This window comes from Agarivorans sp. QJM3NY_33, from assembly GCF_050870865.2.
GTDB lineage: Bacteria > Pseudomonadota > Gammaproteobacteria > Enterobacterales > Celerinatantimonadaceae > Agarivorans.
In genome coordinates this window covers 2,493,235-2,516,101 of the sequence record NZ_CP194039.2, presented here as the reverse complement: position 1 = coordinate 2,516,101, position 22,867 = coordinate 2,493,235, and the positions used below count along the sequence as shown (strand labels likewise).

At 44.7% G+C, this 22,867-nt stretch carries 22 protein-coding genes; 5 read left to right on the top strand and 17 right to left on the bottom strand.

Annotated features, from left to right (window positions below):
- The 4 genes from ACRRSY_RS11330 to rmf all read left to right on the top strand — a co-directional run bounded on the left by ACRRSY_RS11330 (nt 1) and on the right by rmf (nt 4,276).
- Nucleotides 1–240 (top strand): glutaredoxin family protein, encoded by a 240-nt coding sequence (locus ACRRSY_RS11330; protein ID WP_432459370.1) that lies wholly within the window; start codon nt 1–3, stop codon nt 238–240.
- On the top strand, nt 234–2,126 hold the full coding sequence (uup, locus tag ACRRSY_RS11325) for an ATP-binding cassette ATPase Uup (protein ID WP_432459371.1): 1,893 nt from the start codon (nt 234–236) through the stop codon (nt 2,124–2,126). Before ACRRSY_RS11330 ends, uup begins: the two co-directional genes overlap by 7 nt.
- Nucleotides 2,123–3,952 carry a DUF3466 family protein gene (locus ACRRSY_RS11320; protein WP_432463197.1) on the top strand — a complete coding sequence of 610 codons (1,830 nt, stop codon included), beginning with the start codon at nt 2,123–2,125 and terminating at the stop codon, nt 3,950–3,952. The genes uup and ACRRSY_RS11320 overlap by 4 nt, the downstream gene beginning before the upstream one ends.
- 147 nt (nt 3,953–4,099) lie before the next feature.
- Nucleotides 4,100–4,276: a ribosome modulation factor gene (rmf, locus tag ACRRSY_RS11315; RefSeq protein WP_432453149.1), complete on the top strand. Its 177-nt coding sequence runs from the start codon at nt 4,100–4,102 to the stop codon at nt 4,274–4,276.
- A gap of 54 nt (nt 4,277–4,330) precedes the next feature.
- Here rmf and fabA read toward each other — a convergent pair whose 3' ends face one another.
- The 4 genes from fabA to rnt form a co-directional block, all read right to left on the bottom strand.
- Nucleotides 4,331–4,867 (bottom strand): bifunctional 3-hydroxydecanoyl-ACP dehydratase/trans-2-decenoyl-ACP isomerase, encoded by a 537-nt coding sequence (gene fabA / locus ACRRSY_RS11310; RefSeq protein ID WP_432453148.1) that lies wholly within the window; start codon nt 4,865–4,867, stop codon nt 4,331–4,333.
- 78 nt (nt 4,868–4,945) lie between these two features.
- Nucleotides 4,946–6,889, bottom strand: coding sequence for an AAA family ATPase (locus ACRRSY_RS11305; RefSeq protein ID WP_432463195.1), 1,944 nt, complete (start codon nt 6,887–6,889; stop codon nt 4,946–4,948).
- A 75-nt stretch (nt 6,890–6,964) separates the two neighbouring features.
- A complete protein-coding gene (locus ACRRSY_RS11300; RefSeq protein ID WP_432453146.1) occupies nt 6,965–8,287 on the bottom strand; it encodes a Na+/H+ antiporter family protein in 1,323 nt (440 codons plus the stop codon).
- A gap of 10 nt (nt 8,288–8,297) precedes the next feature.
- Nucleotides 8,298–8,960: a ribonuclease T gene (gene rnt, locus ACRRSY_RS11295; protein WP_432453145.1), complete on the bottom strand. Its 663-nt coding sequence runs from the start codon at nt 8,958–8,960 to the stop codon at nt 8,298–8,300.
- A gap of 120 nt (nt 8,961–9,080) precedes the next feature.
- Between rnt and ACRRSY_RS11290 the strand changes: the two genes are divergently transcribed.
- Nucleotides 9,081–9,950, top strand: coding sequence for a flagellar protein MotY (locus tag ACRRSY_RS11290; protein WP_432453144.1), 870 nt, complete (start codon nt 9,081–9,083; stop codon nt 9,948–9,950).
- A gap of 141 nt (nt 9,951–10,091) precedes the next feature.
- Here the strand turns inward: ACRRSY_RS11290 and ACRRSY_RS11285 are convergent, their stop codons facing one another.
- The 13 genes from ACRRSY_RS11285 to rsxB all read right to left on the bottom strand — a co-directional run bounded on the left by ACRRSY_RS11285 (nt 10,092) and on the right by rsxB (nt 22,862).
- Nucleotides 10,092–11,504 carry an ATP-binding protein gene (locus tag ACRRSY_RS11285; RefSeq protein WP_432453143.1) on the bottom strand — a complete coding sequence of 471 codons (1,413 nt, stop codon included), beginning with the start codon at nt 11,502–11,504 and terminating at the stop codon, nt 10,092–10,094.
- The gene (locus ACRRSY_RS11280; protein WP_432453142.1) at nt 11,494–12,150 is read right to left on the bottom strand and encodes a response regulator; all 657 of its coding nucleotides are present in this window, start codon (nt 12,148–12,150) and stop codon (nt 11,494–11,496) included. The genes ACRRSY_RS11285 and ACRRSY_RS11280 overlap by 11 nt, the downstream gene beginning before the upstream one ends.
- 3 nt (nt 12,151–12,153) lie before the next feature.
- Entirely contained in the window at nt 12,154–12,789 is a 636-nt protein-coding gene (locus ACRRSY_RS11275; protein WP_432453141.1) for a tetratricopeptide repeat protein, read from the bottom strand.
- Between the two features lie 14 nt (nt 12,790–12,803).
- On the bottom strand, nt 12,804–13,610 hold the full coding sequence (locus ACRRSY_RS11270; protein WP_432453140.1) for an SDR family oxidoreductase: 807 nt from the start codon (nt 13,608–13,610) through the stop codon (nt 12,804–12,806).
- A gap of 9 nt (nt 13,611–13,619) precedes the next feature.
- Nucleotides 13,620–14,303: a TenA family transcriptional regulator gene (locus ACRRSY_RS11265; RefSeq protein ID WP_432453139.1), complete on the bottom strand. Its 684-nt coding sequence runs from the start codon at nt 14,301–14,303 to the stop codon at nt 13,620–13,622.
- A gap of 21 nt (nt 14,304–14,324) precedes the next feature.
- Nucleotides 14,325–15,794 (bottom strand): AMP-binding protein, encoded by a 1,470-nt coding sequence (locus ACRRSY_RS11260; protein WP_432463194.1) that lies wholly within the window; start codon nt 15,792–15,794, stop codon nt 14,325–14,327.
- Complete coding sequence (locus ACRRSY_RS11255) at nt 15,795–16,409, bottom strand: thermostable hemolysin (RefSeq protein ID WP_432463193.1); 615 nt, start codon at nt 16,407–16,409, stop codon at nt 15,795–15,797.
- Between the two features lie 339 nt (nt 16,410–16,748).
- On the bottom strand, nt 16,749–17,384 hold the full coding sequence (nth, locus tag ACRRSY_RS11250) for an endonuclease III (RefSeq protein WP_432453136.1): 636 nt from the start codon (nt 17,382–17,384) through the stop codon (nt 16,749–16,751).
- The gene (locus ACRRSY_RS11245; protein ID WP_432463192.1) at nt 17,377–18,063 is read right to left on the bottom strand and encodes an electron transport complex subunit E; all 687 of its coding nucleotides are present in this window, start codon (nt 18,061–18,063) and stop codon (nt 17,377–17,379) included. The genes nth and ACRRSY_RS11245 overlap by 8 nt, the downstream gene beginning before the upstream one ends.
- 15 nt (nt 18,064–18,078) lie before the next feature.
- Complete coding sequence (gene rsxG, locus ACRRSY_RS11240) at nt 18,079–18,711, bottom strand: electron transport complex subunit RsxG (RefSeq protein WP_432463191.1); 633 nt, start codon at nt 18,709–18,711, stop codon at nt 18,079–18,081.
- Nucleotides 18,701–19,771, bottom strand: a complete 1,071-nt coding sequence (gene rsxD, locus ACRRSY_RS11235; protein ID WP_432463190.1) for an electron transport complex subunit RsxD — start codon at nt 19,769–19,771, stop codon at nt 18,701–18,703. Before rsxD ends, rsxG begins: the two co-directional genes overlap by 11 nt.
- Entirely contained in the window at nt 19,761–22,301 is a 2,541-nt protein-coding gene (gene rsxC, locus ACRRSY_RS11230; protein WP_432463189.1) for an electron transport complex subunit RsxC, read from the bottom strand. The genes rsxD and rsxC overlap by 11 nt, the downstream gene beginning before the upstream one ends.
- Complete coding sequence (gene rsxB / locus ACRRSY_RS11225) at nt 22,302–22,862, bottom strand: electron transport complex subunit RsxB (protein ID WP_432463188.1); 561 nt, start codon at nt 22,860–22,862, stop codon at nt 22,302–22,304.
- Between the last annotated feature and the right edge of the window lie 5 nt (nt 22,863–22,867).

Genomic DNA, 22,867 nt, shown 5'->3' with positions numbered 1-22,867 from the left:
ATGACTTGGGTGTTATACAGTACCGATGGTTGTCATTTGTGTGAAGATGCCAAAGCATTGATATTAGCCAGTCCTAATATCAGCGAACTGAGTGAACAAGATATTATTGATGATGAAGCTTTGACTGAGCAGTTTCGCTATAGTATTCCGGTGCTGTGTCATGCGCCTAGCCAGCAACAGTTAAGCTGGCCTTTTGATGCGAGTCAGTTAGAGCAATTTATAGAGAGTTGTACGTGTTAATTAACTTACAAGATGCAGTTTTGGCTTATGGTGATACACCTCTGCTAAACAAAGCCAATTTACAAATTAATAAGTCAGAAAGAGTATGTTTGGTCGGCCGTAATGGCGCAGGTAAAAGCTCTTTATTACAAGTGATTGAAGGTGCCGTATTACTCGATTCTGGGCAACGGCAGTTGGTGAATGATGTTGTGATTACTCGATTACAACAAGATCCGCCGCAAGCCAGTGATCAACGTATTTTTGATTATGTTGCTGAAGGTAAGCCACATATCGGTAAGTTGCTCAGTGAGTTTCATCACCTAGCTAACCATATTGGGGATGGTAGTGATGAAAAATTACTAAAACGTTTGCAAGATGTTCAGCATCATATTGATGTCGTTGATGGCTGGCAATTTGATAGTGAAATCCAAAAAGTACTTACAACCATGAAATTGGATGGTGATAAGCCTTTACAGGGTTTATCTGGGGGTTGGCTACGTAAAGTTGCATTGGCTAAAGCCTTGGCCGGTGAGCCGGATATCTTGTTGCTAGACGAACCCACGAACCATTTAGACATCACGACGATTAAGTGGTTAGAAGATTTTTTGATTAACTTTAAAGGCACCATTGTCTTTATTAGTCACGACAGAGCATTTATTCGAAAAATTGCCACGCGGATTGTAGATATTGACCGTGGCGTTCTCACTTCTTGGCCCGGTAACTATGATGCCTATCTCGAAGGTAAAATCGAATGGTTGCGGGTTGAAGAAGAGAAAAATGCCTTATTCGATAAACGCCTCGCCGAGGAAGAGAGTTGGATCCGTCAAGGTATTAAGGCCCGTAGAACCCGTAACGAGGGGCGCGTTCGTGCACTTAAGGCAATGCGTAACGAGCGTGGAGAGCGGGTTAACCGTTTGGGTACCAGCAAGATGCAAATCGATGATGGTTTGCGTTCAGGGAAAATAGTCTTTGAAGCCGAGAACATTAGTTTTAGTTACCCTAATCAACAGCCAATTATCTCTCCGGTTGATTTATTGGTGATGCGCGGTGACAAAATTGCCCTTGTGGGTGCCAATGGTTGTGGTAAATCTACATTGATTAAGATATTACTCGGCCAGTTGCAGCCGAGCAGCGGTCATGTGAAGGTAGGCACAAAACTCAGTGTTGCGTACTTTGACCAATATCGCCAAGAACTTGATCCCGAGAAAACACTTATCGATAATTTGGCCGGTGGTAAACAGGAGGTCGAGATCAATGGTGGGAAGCGCCATGTGATGGGCTATTTACAAGATTTTTTGTTTCACCCAAAACGTGCGTTTACCCCGGTCAAGGCATTGTCTGGTGGTGAAAAAAATCGCCTGATGCTCGCCAAGCTATTTTTAAAACCAGCAAATTTATTGGTGCTTGATGAACCAACCAATGATCTCGATGTCGAAACGCTGGAGTTATTGGAAGAATTAGTGAGCCAATATCCGGGGACTGTACTGTTGGTGAGTCACGATCGAAGTTTCATCGATAATACTGCCAGTCATGTTTGGTATTTTCCCGGTGAAGGGCAAGTCGATACTTATGTCGGCGGCTATTCGGAAGTACAGACTTATATCGAGCAACAGCAGCAAGGGCAACGCAGCAACTCGGTACAGAAAACAGAAGTGGGTAGCCGTAGTGTTAAGCCCACTAAAAAGTTATCTTATAAATTACAACTTGAGCTTGACCAATTGCCTCAAAAGTTAGAAGCTGCCGAAAACTTACTCGAAAAGCTACAAAAACAAGTAAATGAGCCAGAGTTTTATAGTTTAGAACAAAGTTTGGTTCAGACCACCCTAAGCCAACTGAATGAAGCTGAAACAGAATTAGAAGTGCTTTATTCACGTTGGGAAGAATTGGAAGAATTAAAAAATTCATGAAGAAGTCTATTATTAATCGTTCGTTATCGCTGGTATTTGCGCCCTTATTACTTTCTGCTGGTATGGTCCATGCCGCGCAAGTTGAGGCGTACTATTTGGTTGAAGAAATTCCTATTGAAATGGCGAATGGCTTAGCAGAAGCGAATAGCAGTTTTAATGTCACCGCTGTTAGTGAGGATGGGGAGTATGTTGCGGGCAATGCCTTAACTTTTCGTAACCCATTTCGTTTTTATGATTTCTCCGACCGCACTAGTTTTGACTACGGCTGTCAATATGCTGTAGAAGTATGTGATCTGTTTTTTGAAGGTGACAATAGTTTTTATGGTACCTATCGACATCGTTTATTTAATCAAGCCTCGGTCTTATATAAGTCTAATGTATTAGCATTCATTGCGCAGCGCAATGTGACAGGGGCTCACCTTAACGGAACTAACAGTGAGATCCCGACCTGGGACACCGTTAACGATAAGTTGTTCATTTTTGACGATAGTAGTCAGCAAACTTATACGACAGATACTCGAGTGAATCGTATTAATAGTTCGCTTGGTTGGGCTGTCGGTTACGATTCCGCACCTTTTAGTAATGGCTCTAGCTCGGTCTATACTCGAGAGTTTATTCAACGCGGGTTTGCGCTGCGCCTTAGTGACGATGCCAAAATTACTTTATTACCAACGCCATTTAGTAGTGATGGACAATTGAGTAGCGACAAAGGTGGTGTTTCGTCGGGTTTACAAGTCATTCAGAAAGACGGTAAGACGCTTGTGATTGGTTTGAGTAGTGTTAGTTACTCGAATAGCGATAGTTTTGGCGAATGTCAAACTGGTGACCAGGATTATTATTATCGCTGTTCTGGTTTTAATACGCAGGCTTGGGTGTGGGATATTACTAACGCCGACGATGGCGATGCGGTGGAAGGCGTGCCCTTGGTTGAAGGTTACGTTCGTTCTCAATATGGCGATGCACCCAATTATAATTTCATCAAGGACTACAACAGTCATGCGGATATATTTGTTGGGATCTCTTCTGACGATGTTTATGATTCAACCACGGGTTCTCGCGGACGAGCGGTATTTTATAGCGCAAATGACGATGGAAGTTATTCACTAAATCAAATCCCTAACATTAACATCGGTGGTGATAGTGCAGACTTTGAAGACTCGGTCTCACATACTTGGGCAAATGCCGTTAATGATGCGGAATTGATGGTTGGCAACTTGCGTTATACGCAAGTGAAATCACGTAATCGCCCAGTAGAAGCTTTTGTTTATGATAATGATCAAGCTTCTAGTTCTTATCAACAAGTGGTTTGGCCACTGCGTGACTTGCCATTTAATGGCGCTAATAGCGAATTTAGTGATATTAATAATGATAATTTGATTGTCGGTTGGGTTGATGCAGATGGTGAAGAACAGCCTTCTTATAGTGGTACGACTCGTAGGCAGAGTGCAATTTTGCTAGATTTTGATCGTTATAAGAATGGTGAAAGTACCTATAACTGGAGCCTCAATTCCTTAACTTGTTATGAACAAGACGGACAACCACGGATGCCACTATATCGGATTGAGTATGCTTCTCAAATCCTCGATGACGGCACTGTTTACGCGAGTGGGTATCACTACGAAACACCGGATGACCTTATTCATGGTGTTAATCCGAGACCCGTGTTATTGCGTTTAGAGCGTAACCCTGTAGTCACTGATATCAATGATATTGCTAGTTGCCCAATGCTTGAAGAAGCGTCTTATGAGCGCCAAGGCGCAGGCGTTTCTTGGTTTGGTTTATTGTTATTACCCTTAATTTATGTGAGACGCTTCAAAAAACGTTAATCTTTTTGTTGGTTGTAACAAAAAGATCAAATGCTTAGCGAATACTTAAAAATTTGTTTTTGATCTTTGTAAAACGATAGGCGATAGTAGAACGGTGGTCCTAAACGGACCGCTGGTTTATTTTCTGATCTTGATGAGGAATAGTCTATGAAAAGACAAAAACGCGATCGTTTAGAAAGAGCGCATGCCAAAGGTTATCAAGCAGGGTTATCTGGTCGTTCTAAGGAGACCTGTCCGTACGGAGGAGTTGACGCGAGAGGGCATTGGTACGGAGGATGGCGCGAGGCGCTTGAAGAACGCGTTTCAGGATTAGACAATCATTAATGAATAAAAAAAGCCCTGTTGGTTAACAGGGCTTTTTTATAGGAGATGATTTACTTAGAAGCTTGATGTGTCAGTAAATAAACCAACTTTCAGGTCATTTGCGGAATAAATTTCTCGCCCATCGACCTCTACAACACCATTGGCAATACCCATCACTAATTTGCGCATGATTACGCGTTTCATTTGGATTTTATAGGTCACTTTCTTTGCTGTGGGTAAGACTTGTCCAGTAAATTTAACCTCACCAACACCCAGTGCTCGTCCTTTTCCTGGACCGCCACTCCAACCTAAGAAAAACCCAACTAACTGCCACATCGCATCGAGCCCGAGACAACCTGGCATCACTGGGTCGCCAGGAAAGTGGCAACCAAAAAACCATAAATCTGGATCAATATCTAATTCGGCAATAATTTCACCATTTCCAAATTCACCACCTTCATGACTAATTTTGAGAATGCGATCCATCATTAACATATTGGGGGCAGGAAGCTTACTATTTCCTTCACCAAATAAAAGACCTTGGCTACAGTCGAGTAATTCTTGGCGTTCATAGCTAGTTTTACCTAGATCTTTTTGTGAAACCTGAGTCATGATTTAAACCTTTAAAAAATTTGCCGCTACTTTAGCGAACAGGTGTGCGCTAAACAAGTCCGATGACTAATAAATTTGTTAGAGTTTGAATAAGCCGAGTATTTTTCTAAGTAAGTAAGCGAAAAAACTGTTGTTTTGGCCTTCAGGATGAATGTTTCTATGGATCTGTCCATAGACACTTTGCGCATCATATACATCACCGGCAGGTTGATTAAAGAGTAACTGAACGGCTTGTTCAATATGCTCAATAGCAAACAACTTAAGTTTACCTTGAGTGCAGGCCTGTATCACATCGTGATTCAAATTTAACTGATTAAGGTTGGCTTTGGGAAGTATCAATGCAAAGGGACCAGCAATCTTACTTTGTTGAGCTATCCGATAGAAGCCTTCAATTTTTTCGTTAAGCCCACCAACTGCGAGAATATTACCTTTTTGGTCGAGCGCTCCGGTTACGGCGAAGCTTTGTTTAATGGGAAGGTTCGCCAATGCGCTCATCATCACCAAAGCGCCCGCCATTGAGGCACTATCACCATCGATCTCATGGTAAGATTGTTCAAATACGATGTTACCAGACAGCGGGAAATGGTGTTCTTTGGCAAATAACTCGCTGAGATAACCTTGAATAATCATCATGGATTTTGCATGAATATTGCCGCCTAGCTCAGCTTTGCGTTCAACATCGGTAAAATCACCTTCGCCTTGGTGAGCGGTCGCAGTGATCCGGATTGGCTCTCCAAAAGACAAACCGAGACCGTTAAAGTCAATAACTGATAAGCCATTGATTTGACCTATTTTTTCACCAGAAAGCTCAATCTTAGTTTGTTGATCTCGATATGCTAGATCACTAAATTGTTGCTGGCTATTGATGTTTCTATGTAGTGTATTTAATGCGCTGGCGAAGCCCTCGGCATTATGGTTCAGCTGTAAATGGGCCAATAAACGAAGTGGCTTGATGATGTGGTGAATATCGAGGCTGAGCAAGTCGTTATGTTCACACAAGCGTGAGGCATAACCAAGTACCGAAGTATAAAGTTTAGCATCGAGTGGTGCTAGTTTCGTATCGCTCAGCGTAGCATTAATCTGACTTAGATAGGCTTCGATATTGACACTGTTTAGTTCAACTTCACTGGGTAGTTCGGTTTCAATCAAGCTGAGTTGATATATTTCTGGGTCGAGTTCTAACAAAGCAGAGATAGCCATCGGCTCACCGAGTAATACGAGCTTCGGTTTGAAGTCTGAGGCTTCTGGTATCATTGTCGCTTTGTGACTCTTCGCTCGAGACCAATCCAAACGGGATGATTTTAAGCAAGCCTTTAATTCAAACCACAATCCGGGATCTGCTATAACATCATCACTATTGAGCACAAATACACCGTGCGGGGATTGTTGGAACAAACCTAAGTCGATGCCTGTTAAATCGGCAGCAGAGCTACCACTGCGAATTGAGCCGAACAGAGCAGCTCTTGAAAATTCTGGACACAGTATTGGCTGATGTTGGCTTTGCCAAACTTTGTAATAAGCTGAAATATCATTCGCCGGCTGTTGTTCAATTAAAGCATGATACAAGTCTTGAACAGCATCAACTAAGCCGAGTTGTTGCTGGCAGCTGTGTAACTGTATAAATAGCGACTTATTGGCTTCAGCTTGTACGCTTATGCTCGATGTAGGCTCAGCTCTGATGAGTTCGTTTAGTTGTTGCATGAGTTGCTTAAATAACGGTAGAGCCCCTGATTTAAGCTGAAAATAACTGGGCTGATAGGGCGTTTTTGGCCGGTACAACATGACATAGTCGCTGGTTACAGTTGGTGAGCGCAACAGGGCTTGAAGTATTGACTGATGCTGTAGGTAACTGGCTGCTTGGCATATCATGAGAGGCAGACTAGGAGCTTGTGACAAAAAATAATCAAAGCTTGCTTTTGCCAAGGGCATTAAGTTTGCCCATTGGTGATGACTATTGGGAGTCACATTAGCCAAATTAAATGTAGGCTGTAGTTTATCGAGCGGTATTTCAAAGTTGGTCAAGTTGGTGTTCCCATAAAATATTAGTCGTCAGACGCGAGTCGTTAAATCACCAGTAAATCAGATTGTTATCACTTTTTATAAAACAATAACTGCTATCCAGCCAAATACCAATAATGGTAGGTTGAAGTGGATAAATGTTGGTACAACCGTATCCCAAATATGATCATGCTGGCCGTCACTATTTAATCCCGCCGTTGGACCTAAAGTTGAATCGGATGCCGGTGAACCTGCATCACCCAGTGCCGCTGCTGTTCCCACTAAAGCAACGGTTGCCAGTTCCGAAAATCCTAAAGAAATAGCTAAGGGGACATATATAGCGGCAATAATCGGGATCGTTGAAAACGATGAGCCGATCCCCATGGTGATTAACAGACCCACAATCAGTAATACTGCTGCGGCTAACATTTTATTGCTACCTAACATATCTGCGGCGCTCGATACCAAGTCGGGTACGCCACCGGTTTCTTTCATTACGGCGGCAAAGCCAGCTGCGGCAATCATAATAAAGCCAATCAAAGCCATAAGTTTTACGCCTTCAATGAATAAATCTTGGCTGTTTTGAGGGCGGATCCCTGATGCTGTCGTTAATAATAGAAAGCCAGCTAAAGCGCCGATAATGATCGAGTTACTATAAAGCTGAATCGCCAGAGCTGCGAATATAGCAATAATGTTAATCAACAGCTTTTGAGTCGGCATTGCAGGCGCGGAACTCGCCGAAGCCTTAAGCATATCACTACGATATTCGCGTGGTTTACGATAAGAAATAAAGATCGCACTCAGCAAGCCGACAACCATCCCAAGAGCCGGGATGGTCATAGCCAAGGGAAGTTGTGCTTTATCGATACTTAAACCATTGTTTTGTAGATTGGTAAATAAAAGTTGATTTAGGAAGATGCCACCAAACCCAACTGGCAACCACATATAGGTTGTAACCAAGCCAAAAGTTAAACAGCAAGCGATTAAACGGCGATCGATTTTTAGCTGATTTAAAGCACCAATCAGCGGTGGAATTAAAATGGGGATAAAGGCAATGTGCACTGGCACCAGATTTTGCGATGCGATGGCCATGAGAATGATGGCGCTTAACATCAACCATTTCACTAAGCTTAAGCGGCTTTCTCGATGTTTGTCTACGCGGCTGATAATCTTTTCGGCAATAAAATCAGTCAGTCCACTGCGAGATATTGCCACAGCAAAAGCACCAAGTAGGGCGTAACTGAGAGCAATTTGAGCACCATTGCCTAAACCTTGTTCGAAGCTAGAAATTGTTTCCGCCAGGGGCAGTCCTGAAACGAGGCCTCCGACTAACGCGCTAATGGTGAGCGCTAATACTACATTTACCCGCATGAGACTAAGTATTAGCATTAAACAAACGGAAACAACAACGGGGTTAAACATGAATGAGATCCTATGGTTCTTCAGGGGTATCTTGTGGAATAGGAAGCGGCCAACCACCTAAGGTCTGCCATTTATTTACTATTTTGCAAAATAGTTCTGCGGTTTTTTGCGCATCGTAAAGTGCCGAATGAGCTTCTTGATTACTAAATTCAATATCAGCTTCCCGACAGGCCTTCGCTAACACGGTTTGACCGAGCGCTAAAGCGCTCAAACTTGTGGTATCAAAACTCACGAAAGGGTGAAAAGGGTTACGTTTGATCCGACATCGCTCAACCGCAGCGTTAAAGAAACTCATATCAAAAGCGGCGTTGTGAGCCACCATGACAGCACGGCTACAGCCGTGGGCTTTCAAGGCCTTACGAATTGGCTTAAACATTTCTTTTAGTGCGAACTCTTCACTCACCGCAGCACGGAGCGGGTTTGTGGGATCGATACCGGTAAACTCTAAAGCAGCTTTTTCTAAGTTTGCTCCCACAAAGGGATCAACGTTAAATTGCACGCTGTCGAGTACATATAACTCGCCATTTGCATCGAAGCTGAGTAAGCAAGCCGCTATTTCCAATAATGCATCGGTGTTGGCATTAAAGCCTGCCGTTTCAATGTCGATAACAACCGGGTAATACCCTCGAAAGCGGTTCGACATAAGCTGAGAGCTGTGTTCTGTAATGGTCATAATCTGGCATAGTATTTACTGAGGCGCGCATTATTACAAAAGCAGCAAAGAATCGCGAATTTGCTTTAAAGATAATTGGCCTTTGGCCGATATTTTAAGGAGAACAGAGGATTTGCGACTATGAAACCTTATTTATTGTTAACTTTGGCGCTTGGGACGACGGTCACTCACGCTAGTGTACGCAGCTATTCAGCATCAATGGACGATTCAACCTGGGTCATGTCCAGCCAATCTCCCATTGAATGTCGTATGGACCATTTTATTCCATCGTTTGGGATCGCTAGTTTTGTTAGTCGCGCCTCGAAGAATGTTAATTTAGACTTCTACTTAGACATGTACAAAATTTCGCCGCAGACACATCAGGTTTCATTACGCAGTGTGCCGCCGATGTGGAAACCTGGGGCAAGTTCTAAAAGAATTAGTGAATTGTCTTTTTACCAGCAATTTGACGGTTACGTGCACGCCCAGCCAGCTTGGCAAATGCTGAGCGAATTAGAAGACGGTAATATCCCCACTTTTTATTTTGACGATTGGTATGCTAATAATGCGACGACATCGGTGGGGATCTCATCGGTTAACTTTAAGCAACAATATAACGATTTTTTGAAGTGTGTGGGGCGATTGTTACCTTACTCATTCGATGATATCGCCTTCACTGTGTTGACTTATCAATCCAATAGTAACGAGTTGACTGCGCGTTCTAAACAACGTTTAAGATTGATTGGTGACTATGTTAAGAATGACCCAGACATTGATGTTGTATTGGTTGATGCTTACACCGATAGTTATGGTGGTAAATGGATAAACCAAGAATTGTCGGATAAACGCGCCAAGCGAATCAAAGATTTTTTTAAATCGAGTGGTTTAGACGACAGCGTGATCGAGGTGGCGGGTCATGGTGAGCGGCGCCATGTCGCAAGTAATGATAATACCTTAGGTCGCGAACGAAATCGCCGAGTGGTTATTTCCTTAGGTAAAGATCTACTCTAAATTTCTATGATGTGCTGTAATAGTGGCGCTTTATGACTCAAGAGCCAACAGCTAATCGCCTAGCGAATGTCGCCCGCAGCTAAAGGCTGCGAGCAGCTTGTTGAGGACGAGCATTAACAGCGTCAACTTAGGCGTAAATACTTAGCTTCTTTGATTAAAACGAACCTGAAAGGTATTACGCTGTTGAGTGCGCGGTAATAAGCGTACCGTCGCGTGATGTAGCTCTGCAATATCTCGGCTAATCGACATCCCTAAACCCGCACCATCGCCTTTTTCGGTATTTGCCCGATAGAAGTTATCAAATAGTTTCTCTCTGGTGTCTTGGCTGATGTCCGTACCACTATCACTGATCGTGACTTCGATGTCATTGGCTTGCGCCTTCAGTTTGACGTCAATTTCACTGTGGCTTCCTGAGTATCGGATTGCATTATCAATTAGATTCCTAAATAAAATACTTAATAGTATTTCATCACCATCAATGTAACAGCTATCGCCTTCAAAACTGAGTTCTTGATGTTGGCGCAGTGCAATGGGGGCTAAATCTGCTAAAGCTTGCTGTAGAACTTTGGCAAGATCAAAATTTTGGCTGATTAAATCTGTGATACTTTCCACTTTGGCAAGTGTGAGTAGTTGATGTAACAAACGATCGGTACGATCAATGCCTTTAAGAATGTTATCTAAATCTTGCCTTAGTTGCTGTGGATTTTCACTAAGAATAGCGTTTTCAGCATTGAGTCGTAAGATGGTTAATGGGGTTTTTAGTTCATGAGCTGCCATACGAGTAAAGCGTTTTTCCCGTTGCCAAGCTTGTTCCAGCTGCACTAGAAGCTGGTTTAAAGCATCCACTAAGGGGGAAAGCTCTCGAGTTTGATTGGTCACATAGATCCGATCTAATTTGTGTGCACTACGTTGAGCAATGGCGGTACCCAATTCGGCAATCGGTTTGAAGTTTTTGTCGATTAGAAGTACCAATAGCATGATCAGGCAGGGGACCAGGATCAATTGCGGTAAGGTTGCGGTAAAGGCAATTTTATCGATCACTTCTTGGCGGATACTTTGTTTTTCTGCCACCACTATATATTGCTGGTGCTCAGAAGTATTCGCCATTGCTAGTTTAAAATATCGCCACTGCTCATTTTTCATCGAAATGTCACCATAGCCAGAAGCGTGTTTTAGCAGTGGCAGTGGTCCAAGTCGCTTGTTTGAACTCCATAGTAGGTGCTCATCTTGATAGAATTGGAATAAGATGTTTTGCTCATAAGGATGGCCGTAAGCAGTCGCAGGGCTGTCATCATCTTCGGTCAATTTTTGAATACGATTCATCCATAAATCAAATTGTTGCTGTTGCTGAGTAAACGTTAAGCGGTCGGTCGCAACAGGACTTACCATGAGCAGCAATTTTGCCGATTGGCCGAGCCGGGCGTCATAGACTTCTTCAATTTCATCGCGAGCAGATAAAAGACTAAAATACAGTGAGACCACCAGTAATAAACTTGCAACTACAATGATCGATATTGTTAATCGGCGCTTTATTGAGAATGTTTTATTTTTCAATGATATAACCCACACCTCGAATGTTCTTGATCACTTTGTTTGGTACTTTTTTACGCAGATTATGAATATGTACTTCAATGGCGTTGTCACTGGTTCCTTCATCCCAGCCATGCAGTGACTGTTGTAGTTTCTCTTTACTCAGAACTCGGCCTGCATTAGTGATTAAACTTGCTAATATTTTGTATTCGTTGCGGGTGAGTTTTAGAGGATTTTGCTGAAAGTTAATGGTTTGTTCAATGAGAGAAAGTGATAGTTCTCCTAATTGGATTGTTTCATTTGCGCTACCGGATTGACGGCGGATCAACACCCGCAAACGGGCTAATAACTCTTCGAGGGCGAAGGGTTTGCCGAGGTACTCGTCGGCACCAGCATCCAGCCCTTTAACGCGGTCGTTAATATCATCGCGGGCCGTTAAGATCATCACCGGTAAGTCAAAACCAGTTCTGCGAATTTCACGCAGTACTTCTAAACCGTCAATGTCGGGGAGTGTCAGATCTAAAATAACGGCAATAAATTGTTCGGCTTTGAGTGTTGCTGCGACCCCCATGCCACGCTCAAGCCAATCTACGGTATAACCGTGGCGCGTCAGTGATGCAGTCATTGATTGGCCGAGTAATACATCATCTTCTACTAGTAACAAACGCATAGGTTATTTTAAGCTCTCCAAACGTAAGGCGATTTGTTGTTGCCGACCTTTGTCTGCCAGCGGTCGATCTGGCCGAGCTGCGGCTTGCTGGGCGCGGGTTAAATATTCAATGGCCTGTTGCTTACGACCATCTTCAGCCAAAAAGTCACCATAAAAATAGTTTGGGTCAATCCCATCGGGATTAAGGGCTAGTGCTTGTTTAAGCATCGCTTCTGCCTTGTCATCGTCGCCAAAACCGATTGGCCATCCTGGCACTTTGTAGTATAGCGAACCTAAGCTGGTATAGGCAGAGCCATCTAAAGTTTTTGGGTTTTTATCAATTACTTGCTCTAAGAGTTGCTTCGCTTCTTTGGCTAAACGTAATGCGGATAAACCGCCTTTGGCGCCAGCTAGTGAGGCTTTGTTAATTGCTAACCAAACTTGTAACTCCAAATCCTTGGGATCGTTATTTACGGCTTGGTAGTTGAGCTCGATGAGTTGTTCAAAACATTGTACTTGTGCTTTGTTTGGTTCAACTTGGTATTGGCAATGCGCCCAGTCACTTTGGATCTGTGGTAAGTTGTCGTTTGCAGCGAATGAAGCGCTGCTAGCGAAAAGGCTACTCACAAGTAAGCCGCTTAAGGTATGAGTCGTTTTCATTGTATGTTCCTTGTTTATTGGCTGTTGTGATTAATGAATTGGTGGATTGTCGCCTGTTGTTTACGAATCGAGTTTGCGACCAGCGACGGGAATATTTGATTCACTCGAGCAAATAGCTTTTCTGGCCAACCGATCCATTTCGCACGGTGTTCATGCTGGAGTATATTCAGCACATGCTGTGCAACAATTTGCGGTAAGTCGCTATGGTTGCCTAATTGTTGGTTGAGTTGACAAACTGCATCGCTATTGAGTTCGGTGTCGGTGGCGCGCGGCGCAAGGTAAAGCATTCTGATTCCGGTACCATCCAGCTCTCTATCCATGGCTTCACTAAAACGATGTACGCCCGCTTTTGCGGCGCAATAGCTTGCGTAGCCTGGATAGCCGATCGAGCCAAAAGTGGAACCAATGTTAAGAATGATCCCTGGCCGGCTAATCCAATCCAAAGCTGCCTGACTTAGTATGATTGGGGCCATTAAATTTAGCTGCATTTCTTGTTGTAGTGACTCAGTGCTTCGTTGCCTGAGAAAGCGAAATTGATTGCTACCAGCATTGTTGATCACAACACTAATCGTTTGCCCCTGTTGTTGGTAGTCAAGCGCCACAGATTTGAGCCGTTTGATGTCGTGAGAGGACAGTAAGTCAATACTTAAACTCTGGTGTCGTTCCGGGGCGCTAAGGGATTGGCGCAGCGCTTCTAGTTTTTGCTGATTTCTTGCCACTAACAATAACCGTGCACCTTGCTCGCTAAGTTGCTTTGCGATGGCTTTTCCAATCCCGCCAGATGCGCCTGTTAGTAACACTGTTTTGTCTTGAATAAGCATTTCTTATCCTTATGCTGCCTGCTCGGCAGCACTAATATTGAGCTCTCTTAACATCTGCCCGTAGAGTGAAAACACCATATTGGCCGAATCAATAATGACCTTTTGATCATCCTGATCTGTGATTTGATTCATTAACCCTTCAAAAAATAAAATGTGTTGTTGGTCTAACTCACTATGCGAAAGCAAGTAACTAAGAGCTTCATCGGGAAGGTCAAGCGTGCTCTTCACTAGCGTTGCTATCTGAGCTCCAACTCCCACGCTAGTGCCTTCCAATACCCAGACCATGCCAAATAAAGCCAAAGGATTATGACGATCAATCTGGTGATACAGGTAGGCAACCATCAGCTCGATAGCTGGGCTCACTTTACCTTGGGCTTGATTGTCTCGAACTAGTTGGGCGTTGCCATGACAAGCTTCGATATCATTCAAGATCCATTCATGATGACCTTGTTCTTCGGTAATATATTCTGCGATTGCTTCTCGTACCCACTCGTAGTCCGCTGATAGTCGGCCACCGCAGGCCATGAGTAAGGGCACGGTATGTTTCACATGGTGAAAGGCTTGAGTGAGAAAGGCGAGGTACATTTCGCGATTAATTTCCCCGCGACTACAAGCAGCGAACACTGGCGCTTGTAACATTTGTTGTTGAGCAGCTCGGGTTTGTTGTTGTAAGGTTTCAAAAAAAAGACTCATTGGACTCTCCTGCAAATTTGCTTAGTTGATTTCGGTTATTTGAATATGGTCGAGTGCGTCACTTGGCGTATCCAAGACTTCCTGTACCCATTGTTCAAGCACCATTCGTTTGGGTCGACCGTTAGCGGTGAACCATTCTTGATGAGAATAAATTGATGGAATCGCTATCACTCGCTTGATTTGCGCGTAATCGGGGAGCTTTTGATTGAGTACTTGTATACGTTGGTTGATGTTTGCTTGGCTCTCAGTGACCGCAGTTAGAAAAGCTTGGGCATCTCCGGTTATGATGAATGGGCGACCAGCAAAATGACTCTGCGCTTCAGATTCAATCCACTCTGGAGAAATATTGCGACCAAAACTAGTAATAAGCTGGTTTTTCTTACGGCCCAGTAATGTGACAAATCCCTGATCATCTATGGTGGCTAAATCTCCGGTTGCGAGCCAAGGGGCGGTGAAAGCCATACCTAAGTAACCAAGTGCAATATTACCTTTTACCAGCAACTCACCGTCATCGGCTAGCTTGACTTCTACATGCTCTAATACTTGGCCGCAGCTCCCAGGTTTATACGATTTCTCGGTGTTAATACATACCACTGAGCCGCATTCAGAAAGACCATAGCCCTCATAGGCTGGGATCGAAAGTTGATGAGCAAGCTGGATAAGCTCTGGCGCAACGCGAGCCCCGCCAACAGCAACAAAGCGTAACGATTCTGCCAACTGAGCTTGCTGTTGAACCAGTTGGATAAGCGCCATTAATAATGCGGGTGTCAGCACCAAGCTATTGGGTTTCTCGCGTATTAGGGCGCTGGCAAAAACGTTAGCTTCAAATCGACTGGAACCATGTAAACCGAGGCTCTGGCCATGATAGATCTTCGCCGTAACACCGAGTAATAACGGAACATAAACCCCAGTAATATTTTCCAGTAAGGTTGATAAAGGGAGTAACACTAAATGCTGCTCGCTTTGATCTCGAATTTTGTCGGCTAAAACTTCGCTGGTCCGTTGTAAGTTTTGCTCACTAAGGCAAACCCCCTTTGGGTTCCCGGTCGAGCCGGAGGTAAAGGTAATTTTGCAAGTCTGTTTTAAGGGAAGCACCGCTTGTGTCACTGGTCGTCGATAGGCGGCTAAACCTGCAATTTGTAAGTCTAGTTGAGCGTATTCAGGCCAATCGCCAATTAATAAGTCAGCAGCTGATTGCTCAAGACTATGTTCGACTTGTTGTGCTGCAAAGAAGGTCGGAATGGGGATGATTACCACGCGAGCCTGCATCGCTGCTAAGTCGGCGATCACCCAGTCTAAGCAGTTTTCTGCTTTCAAGGCGATGGCATTCACATTTAGCGAGACGATACTTAAGGCTGCGGCATCAACTTGTTGTTTTAGTTGGCGATAAGTTAAGCTACTTGCTTGACCTTTAACATCGTGACCGACAAAAGCAAGTTGATCAGGGTGATCATTGGCGTGGTGGCTAATTGCTTGTAAAATGCTGTTCATTTAGAGACCTATCTGTTGCATATTTGTTATACCCACGCGACTAGTTAGGTGGTTTAATCCCACTTGCAGATTACCTGCGAAGATCCGTGGTTGATGTTGGTAATAACTCCCCCAACGTTGTTTTGCTCTTGGGACTCGTTGTGGATCCGCTTCAGCAATCAGCGTAGGGACAAGACCAAGGCGCTTCATTAAGGCGTATAAGGGATCTGTTGCGGTGAATATGCACCAAGCAAACCCACGCTCAACTAAGGCTTCAGCCATCAATAAAAAATGTAAGGGAGAAGCGCCTTTGGTAAAAGATGCGAGCTGGCCGAACTCAATTAATTGGTTTCGCTTGATGCTTTGATTGAACGCTTTTGAGAGCAACAGCTCTGCTGTTTGATCTAAGTATTGTTCCAAAAATAAAGGCTCACGATTGGCGAGGCGATAACCGCATAAAGATTTGATTTGACCGTTTTCGGTCAGAGCCATATAAGTGGGCATGAACGAGTCTAGTTTGGCATCAAAAGCTTGTTGGTATCGAGTGGTTATATACTGAATAACTTGCTGCCAGAGTGGGTGGGCAGCCGTGATAAATTCCAAACTTACCGAGTCACGTTGATAGTCTTGATTCATTCGCTAACCTCATCTTCATCATTTATTTAAAGATAAGGGGGGAAACTTAAGAAACGCTTAAGAAACGCTTAAGAAATGGTGGATTAATGTAGGTATTGTAAGTTACAGATTGTTAGATAAAGTTGCGTGAGATTTTTCGAACTCGGGATTCAGAGCTAGTGCCGCTTTTAAAATATGAGTTAGGTGACTTGATATTTAGGCAAGTGTGGTCCGGGTAAGTACAGGCTAAAGGGCCGGATTAGGCGATACGCATATTGGCTGTCCAATTGAGCTTATCGCAAACGGGGGAGTGGTCACCGTGCTGCCCACTGATATCAGCGAGCAACTCCTTAAGGGATGCTAAAGCTCGGTCTTGTCGGCAAACTCACATAAATCTTCAATCATGCAGGAGCCGCAACGCGGCTTTCGCGCAACACAGGTATAGCGGCCATGCAGAATGAGCCAATGATGCACATCAACTTTAAATTCTTTGGGGACAACTTTAAGTAATTTTTGTTCGACCTGCTCAACATTTTTGCCCATGGCAAATTTTGTACGGTTTGAAACGCGATAAATGTGAGTGTCGACAGCTATGGTTGGCCAGCCAAAAGCCGTATTGAGCACAACATTCGCCGTTTTCCGCCCCACACCGGGCAGCGCTTCTAAGAATTCTCGATTTTCAGGCACCTTTCCCTGATGCTGATCGATTAAGATCTTACAGGTCTTCAGTAGGTTTTCAGCTTTAGAGTTATATAAACCAATGGTCTTAATGTAGCTTTTCAGCGTGTCTAAGCCGAGTTCTAAAATAGCTTTTGGCGTATTGGCCACTGGGAATAGCTTAGCCGTTGCCTTATTTACTGACACATCGGTTGCTTGTGCCGATAGTAATACCGCGGTTAGCAGCTCAAAAGGGCTTGAAAAATTAAGCTCCGTTGTGGGATGCGGGTTATCGTTACGTAGTCGCGTTAAGATTTCTCGTCGTTTACTGTTATTCATTGTGTTGAAGATCTTCCATGACTAAGTCAATGGCTTGTTGTTTGGTTTTTACTCGATGATCGATGATATTCTTCAAGGCGATAATAAACCCCATGACTAAGAAAGCGCCCGGCGGAAGGATCGCAACTAGAAAATGTTCGTTGAAATTGATGACTTGTACATGTAAAACCGATGCCCAGTCACCCATTAACAGCTCGATACCTTCAAACAAACTGCCATTGCCTAATAGTTCACGAATGGCCCCGACCAGAGTTAATACTAACGCAAAACCTAAACCCATCATTAAACCATCGAAGGCTGCGGCGGGGACAGGGTTGCGAGCCGCAAATGCTTCGGCACGGCCGATAATAATGCAGTTAGTCACAATTAAAGGAATAAAGATCCCCAGATTTTGGTACAAGCCATAGCTGTAGGCATTCATTAATAACTGAACGCATGTTACAAAAGAGGCAATAACCATCACAAATACGGGAATGCGAATTTCTTTGGCGACCCATTTCCGGATCAATGACACGGTCGTGTTTGAGGCGATAAGTACCAACATGGTGGCAAAACCTAAACCTAAAGCGTTACTGATAGTAGACGTCACCGCGAGCAGGGGACATAGGCCCAGTAATTGAACTAAACCGGGATTGTTTTTCCATAGCCCTTGCCAAGCTATTTGTTTGTAATCACTCATCGCTTTTCCTTCGGGTTAACAATCAACAGCAGAAATGCCGATGGTTTGATGATTTTTGGCATGATAAATCAAAGCTTTCTTAACCGCCTTCACTACAGCTCTAGGCGTGATGGTTGCTCCGGTAAAAGCGTCGAATTGACCTCCATCTTTTTTAACCGCCCAACGACTATCATTTTCATCTAACAAGAACTGTTGATTAAATTGATAAATCCAATCCGATTTACGGGTTTCTATCTTGTCACCTAAGCCTGGAGTTTCATTATGTTGGACAACTCGTACCCCACTTATCTTGCCGTTTGCCTCAACCCCAACTAACAAGGAAATTGCACCGCCATAACCATCAGGCGCAGTAATTGGGTATACATAGGCTTGAACTTGGCCTTTGTTAGAGATCACACGAATGGTTTGCGCCTTATCACTCCCTAAGTACCCTAAATTAGTGTCGATATAACATTGCTGCTGATAGGCAATACTCGTTAATTGAGTGGGAAGAACTTCATTCATCGATTTTCGACGTTGCTGTTCAATCTGGTGCTCGATTTGTGGTGCAGTAAAGTAGTTCACCACGACGACTAGCAAGGTACAGCAGAAGGCAAAGGTGGCCAACATAATGGCATTGCTGCGGATGGATTGGCTCTTAGTGCTCATGTTTGTTTCCTTCGCCGTATCCGTAAACTTTTGGTTTGGTAAAATGGTCAATCATTGGCACCGCCATGTTACTCAGTAAAACGGCAAAGGCTACGGCATCAGGATAGCCGCCGTAATTTCGGATCAGAAAAACGAATAAGGCGACTAAAGCACCATAAATAATCCGGCCTCGGTTGGTTGTGGAAGCACTGACCGGATCCGTCAAAATGAAGAAGGCGCCAAGCATTGTTGCGCCAGAAAAGAGCTGTAGCAAGATTGGCGTCGTATGATCTGGGTTAATTGCGTTAGAGATTAAACTTAGTAACAATAAGATTGATAAAAAAGCTAGTGGAATATGCCAGCGAATAACTTTCAAGTAAAGTAGCGCTAAACCTCCGAGTAAGTAAGCGAGGTTTATCCACTGCCAACCAACACCAGCTAAGGCGCCATAGATTGCTTTACTTGCGATCTCTGATGAGGTGAAGCCAAGCTTGAGCTGGGTTTTCATTTCATCGAGTGGAGTGGCAATGGTATGTCCATCGATGCTGGCAATTTGTTTTAAGCTAAAGCCGTCGACTGTGAAACCATTAAAAATTAAGCCCAAACCGTCAACACTGCTAAATGATTCGTGTAATAAGGCCTGGGGTGGCATCCAACTGGTCATGCTGACTGGAAAAGAGACCAGCAACAATACATAAGCCGCCATGGCTGGATTAAAAATGTTATGACCTAAGCCGCCATATAAGTGTTTGACCACGATAATGGCAAAGCAAGAGCCTATTAGAGTCATCCACCATGGCGCATAAGCGGGTAGGGCTAAACCGAGTAATATTCCGGTGACTAATGCGCTGTTGTCACTTAACGTTGGCCATAGGGGACGTCGACGTAGTAACAGTATTAATGTTTCACTTGCGATCGCGATGCTACTAGCTAACAGCACTTGCACTAATGTGCCGATCCCAAATTGGTAAGTTTGTACCAAGAAACCGGGAACAAGACATAAAATAACCGAAAACATCAAAGTCTTGGTTTTTACAGGCTTGTGTACAAACGGCGAGCTTTGCAGGGTATTACTGGTCATTTGGCTTGGTCTCTTGTGGTTTGGTTTGCTCTGCACGTTTCTTCGCTTTAGCCTTGGCAATCGCAGCTAGGACTGCAGGATTTGTTGTTGCCGACTTGGCTTTCAGATCTACGCTGGCATCATCAGCGACTGGGGTCTCTGTTTGTGCTGCGTCGGTTTCGGCTAGCTTTTTAGCCTTGGCGCGAGCAACTGCAGCGGCCACCGCAGGATTAGTCGACTTAGTGGTGGCTGCTGCTACCTTGGTGTCGTCAGCGACAGGGGTCTCTGTTTGTGCCGTGTCAGTTGCTGCTAGCTTTTTAGCCTTGGCGCGGGCAATTGCTGCAGCCACCGCGGGATTAGTTGATTTGGCTTTGACTGCTACCTTGGCATCGTCTGCGACTGGCGTTTCAGTTTGCGCAGCGTCGGTTGCCGCTAGCTTTTTAGCCTTGGCGCGGGCAATTGCTGCGGCCACCGCGGGATTAGTCGATTTGGCTTTGACTGCTACCTTGGCATCGCTTGCGACTGGCGTTTCTGTTTGTGCAGCGTCGGTTGCCCCTAGCTTTTTAGCCTTGGCGCGGGCAATTGCTGCAGCCACCGCAGGATTAGTTGATTTGGCTTTGACTGCTACCTTGGTGTCGTTTGCGACAGGGGTCTCTGTTTGCACCGTGTCGGTTGCGGCTAGCTTTTTAGCCTTGGCGCGGGCAATTGCAGCGGCCACCGCAGGGTTAGTCGACTTAGTGGTGGCAGCTACCTTGGTGTCGTTTGCGACTGGCGTTTCTGTTTGTGCCGTGTCGGTTGCGGCTAGCTTTTTAGCCTTGGCGCGAGCAATTGCTGCGGCCACCGCAGGGTTGCTTGATTTGGCTTTGTCACTGTGGCTTTCAGCTTGAGTCTCGTTTGAATCACTAGAGGCCTTGAGTCCTTGTTCTTTAGCCAAACGGCGCTGTTGTTTACGAGCTTCACGTTCGGCGATTGCTTGTTGATTATCGGGGATCCATTCTCCGCTGGTCGTTTGTATCGCTGCCGGAGCTTGAGCTTTCGATTGTTTTACCCGCGCCAAGGCCGCAGCAACAGGATCAGGCTTGTTGGCCGAAGAGTTGGCATTGGTTTGCTCTTGTCTACGGAGCGCAGCTTGTTGATGTTTGGCTTTTCGCTCTAATTTATCTTTTTCTAAACGCGCGAGGCGGGCTTCAAAACGTTGTTTGGCAATATCAGCTTCTTGTTTCGCTAGATCTTCGGCTCTAATTTTAGCTTTGGCAGTGCGGTAGTGCTGCACTAGCGATATTTGACTGGGACAAACAAAGGCACAGGCACCACATTCGATACAATCCATCATGTTGTAGCTGCGGGCTTTGTTGAGCTCATCCGCTTGGCTAAACCAGTAAAGTTGTTGCGGTAATAAGCCCATAGGACAAGCTTGAGCACATTCACCGCAGCGAATACAAGGGGATTCCGTCGCGGCTGCTTGTGGGTGGTTGACAATTAAACAGTTACTGGTTTTTACGATAGGAGCCTGATTATTGGGCAGCATGAACCCCATCATCGAACCGCCCATAATTGTCGGAGTATTGTTGGCGACTTGCAGTTTTTCACTCAATATATGTGCGACGCTGGTCCCGAGGGGTAGCCAGTAGTTAGCTGGCTGCTCAACCAAATCTCCGGCGATAGTTACGATTCGAGAGATCAATGGTTCACCGATATCAACTGCACGATGAACCGCATAGGCAGTTCCAACATTCTGCACCAACATTCCTAAATCGATAGGTAATTGACTGGCAGTGACTTGTTGTCCGGTTAAAATTTCGATCAGTTGTTTTTCCCCGCCAGAAGGGTACTTGGTGGGAATGCTACGGATGATGATCGAATCATTGGTGTGCTTGCTTAAGGCTGCAATTGCTTCCGGTTTATCATTTTCAATGGCAATAATTGTTAACTTCGGCTGCAGCGCTGTTTGTAATATTTGTACCCCTTTAATGACTTCGGCTGGGTAATTGCGCATTAAACAGTCATCAGCCGTAATATAAGGCTCACATTCGGCGCCGTTAATAATGAGTATATCTAAGGGCTTATGTGGGCTTATTTTTAGAGCCGTGGGGAATCCAGCTCCGCCCATACCGGCAATCCCAGATTGATGGACTCGCTGGCAAATAAGTTCTGGGGTTTGTTGATTTTGGCTAAGGGGGGCAGGCCAAACCGCATCTCGTTGTTGTTCATCGACCTTAATCACGATCGCTAACTCTGGAATCGCTGAGGCGTGCGCTGTGACACGAGGTTCTATCGCAACAATGGTACCGGAGCATGAGGCATGCACCGGAGGCGCTTGATAAAACTGCGACTCATTTAATGCTTGTCCACGGAGTACTTTTTGGCCGACGACAACTAATAATTTGGCAGCGCTGCCAATGTGTTGCTGTACAGGAATGGTGAGATACTCAGGGTTCGCCAGCCACTCTGGTTTTTCGCAATTAATCAGCTGTTTATTGGTTTCAGGATGAACCCCACCTTGGTAGTTCCAGGTAAAGCCTTGTTTTATTTTTTCTAGCCAAGCCACCATCTATTTCAGTTCCTCAATGATTGAGACGTCAATTTGGTTTAATTTCCAATCCCAATTTTTGGTGGTTGTCTCAATTGGACGCATTTCGATACAATCAGTTGGGCAGGGGGCAACGCACAACTCGCAACCGGTACATTCTTTTGCGATCACCGTGTGCATGTGTTTATTGGAACCCATAATCGCGTCTACTGGACAAGCTTGAATGCACTTGGTGCAACCGATACAAGCATCTTCAATAATAAAGGCGACTTTTTTACGGTCGTCTTCTTTCACTGCAGCTGCATCTAAAGGGATTGCTTCCACACCGAGTAAATCTGCGATTTTAGCGATAGTTTCGTCCCCGCCGGGAGGGCACTTATTGATGGGCTCACCATTGGCGATGGCTTCGGCGTAGGGACGACATCCAGGGTGACCACACTGGCCACACTGCGTTTGCGGCAATAAGCTTTCGACTTGATCCGCAATTGGATTGCCTTCCACCTTATATTTAATTGCGGCATAACCAAGAATGGCGCCAAATACTAAGGCCAATAGAGTAATGGTAATTAAGGCTACTAACATGCTGT